Origin of the sequence: Cedecea colo (genome assembly GCF_011808225.1) — a bacterium.
GTDB classification, from domain to species: Bacteria; Pseudomonadota; Gammaproteobacteria; order Enterobacterales; family Enterobacteriaceae; genus Dryocola; species Dryocola colo.
Map to the genome: position 1 here is coordinate 1 of NZ_SOYS01000020.1, position 3,062 is coordinate 3,062.

The window sequence follows — 3,062 nt, forward strand, 5'->3', positions numbered from 1 at the left end:
TATTAAAATACTTGCGTAAACTGTCATAATCGCTTTTAGTTTGAGTAACTACAACTTCACCACCATTATTATAAATAGCCTCAACAATAACCTGATCGCATTTATTACCATCACGAACAGAAGAACCTATTGCTCTATGTTTATGCCCTTTATCATCTGATACTTTAGCACCTTTCACCAGAGCGTAAATCATACCGTCTTTAAATGTTAACTTTACCCCCTTCTGCATTTCTGCCGGACGTATTCCAAATGTTGAAATAATGGAAAATGCTAAAGAATGCTTATCATATAAGTTCTTTTTTAATTCCAAACCATTTAAAACAGAATCAGGAGAAGGTGCATTTTTAAGCCCTTTTCTCTTACTGAAAGAAACTTTTTTAAAACCCTCTTGCCTTTTTACATCGTTAAATAAAATACGACCATCAGATAAAAACTCATCTTCAAACTTTATAGCGAGTTTAAATGCATCGTTGGTTAGTTTTTTACCTGTGTCATAATCTTTTGAACGCATAGATTTCTCAGCTTTACGCCTCAAAATCTGGATCTCTTCAGCAAGACAAAACCTGAACGCTGTTCGTGTTTTATCAAAGCTGGCGGACGTTCCACACTGCATTAGAAGCTCATGAAAGGATGCATCTGGGTAACGCTCTATCGTTGATCTGTATAGCTTCCTGTATTGCTCTTTTGATGCATCGTTAGCGTTGGTTTTTACTTGACTAATAATACCTTTGATCATCTTATCTATTTGAATATCTATAAACGTACCACTATCAATAGATTGCTGATGTGCTATCATCAACCTAGTTTCAGCTATTTGTTTTTGCTTTTGAGTTAGCTCCATGTAAGTATCCTTTTTTTATTTTTACTTTTGTGTTGTCTGTATTTTTATTCTTCCTAATGCGAAAAGTCGCAAGCTCCTAATCGCAAAAGTCAGAACAAAAAAAGGTGCTTGGCTCCCCGCCACTTTTATTTTTTCTTGGCGAAAAAACAAAAGACACACCTACATTATTGCGAACAAAAGGACTGTTCTCAATAATGTTAAAATCATCGTTCGCAATAATGCTTATACAATTAATAATCAATTATTTTATAGCTGTCCATGTGCAAGTGCAAAAATATTTTTTTGATTGTAATATCGTTATCTTTTTTATATTTTTATTTTCTAGCGCGTAGCGAGTGATGGATTTTTTTCAAAAAAAAAGGCCGAGGTTATCGGCCTTAAATTATTTTTTGGTTTTTATCTTCTATGGAAACTTATACGATCTGCATAGATTGCTTTTAGCACTATGAAACCTATTCCCATGAAAACAAATCCCAAAAAGAATGATGGTGCTGAATGTGTAGACATTGCAATCAACACTCCTACCACCATTCCTATCAACCAAATCAATAGAAGCAATCCCACTGGTGGAACTCCATATTTCACAGTTGCGAGACACGTTCTACAAACATGCACTCCCTTAGTAAGCTCGGTATCGCAGAACCCACATGTGATCACTTCTTTTGCTTTGTTTTCCATATAAAAAAATCCAATACAGTTTGATAGTTACAGACCAGTTTTAAATTGATCTGACCTTCGCATGTTCTTCGTAAAAAACAGCGTCATTTATAGCGAAATGACTATCAAACTCTAGATTTTTCATAAACTTGTAACTTTAAAAAGTCTACTCTCTATATAGTTTTACTACAAGATATAGCTTAACTTGGAAGAGCTATACTGCTTTGGCCGCCGCCCCTAAAAAGGGGTGCTTCACCCAAAGTTTCGCCTCCCAAAATCATTATGATTTCAGGCAGACGATCCTTCGAGAAAAGCTTCTGGCTTCACCCAAAGAGCTGAGACTTAGAGCTACTGCTGATTTCTCAACAGCGACACCCTGTTGCACCCCCTCAGTCACTCCATAGCATCAACTTACGGCAATCTAACCCCATTTATGGCTGGGCTTTCTCATAGCTAACCTGATCGCTCATCAAAACGCTTTAGGAATTCGTTTCCGGTTCGACTTTTTGCAACACTCCCCGTTTAAGTCAACACATACACCAGAGCGAACAATCACATGTCTATGACTCGCATAGAACGGCTCCACACTCTGATCCCGATACATGGGTTATGAATGGTATATGTGCTTAAGGATTTGAAAAGGCTAGAGATTCTTTAAGAGATGTAATGCAGGTAGGTTTGACTTTTACGATAATGTAAGGTAGATTTATTCTTACATCACGTAATCATGTGCTGAACTCACTTGATTACAAGACTTAAAGAAGTTCCACCTTCTTCTAGTCCCTCAAAGCCAGCCTTCGGGTTGGCTTTGTTGTATCTGTCACTGTTATAACTGAAATACGTTAGACGTCAATAGTCTATCAAAAATATTGAACACTAAATCACAGACGGCCAATCCATCAAAAAACAAGTTTTTGACGTCTTACCCGCCGCCAGTATGACTTAGCGGGGCTTTAGCTTTGGATAACTTCCCTGCCCCTGCAAATTTTGCTTCATATGACCGATCTTACTTCCAACTGCCGGTGCAGGAGCCGGTGCAGGTTTCAAATAGTCTTTGATGTCCGGGCTACTGATTACGTCATTAGATGCCTTAGCTACCATAGAACGAGCGCCTTTAGAGCTTCTAGCGTATCCATAATGCACTTGTGATTCAGTAGTTCTATGTCCCATAACCTCAGCTATCTGACGCTTTGAAATACCCGCTTTTTTTAAATCACTGGCTACCTGATGACGATAAGTATAAAGAGATGTTCCGTTATAGTGGTTATTAAAATACTTGCGTAAACTGTCATAATCGCTTTTAGTTTGAGTAACTACAACTTCACCACCATTATTATAAATAGCCTCAACAATAACCTGATCGCATTTATTACCATCACGAACAGAAGAACCTATTGCTCTATGTTTATGCCCTTTATCATCTGATACTTTAGCACCTTTCACCAGAGCGTAAATCATACCGTCTTTAAATGTTAACTTTACCCCCTTCTGCATTTCTGCCGGACGTATTCCAAATGTTGAAATAATGGAAAATGCTAAAGAATGCTTATCATATAAGTTCTTT

General features: G+C 37.5%; 2 protein-coding genes. Both read right to left on the minus strand.

The features are described from left to right. A partial coding sequence (locus E2L00_RS21230; protein WP_167615032.1) for a hypothetical protein occupies positions 1-841 on the minus strand: 841 nt, incomplete at its 3' end. A gap of 1,599 nt (positions 842-2,440) precedes the next feature. Then, positions 2,441-3,062: site-specific integrase (locus E2L00_RS21235; RefSeq protein ID WP_201279527.1), on the minus strand; the 622-nt coding region annotated here is incomplete at its 5' end.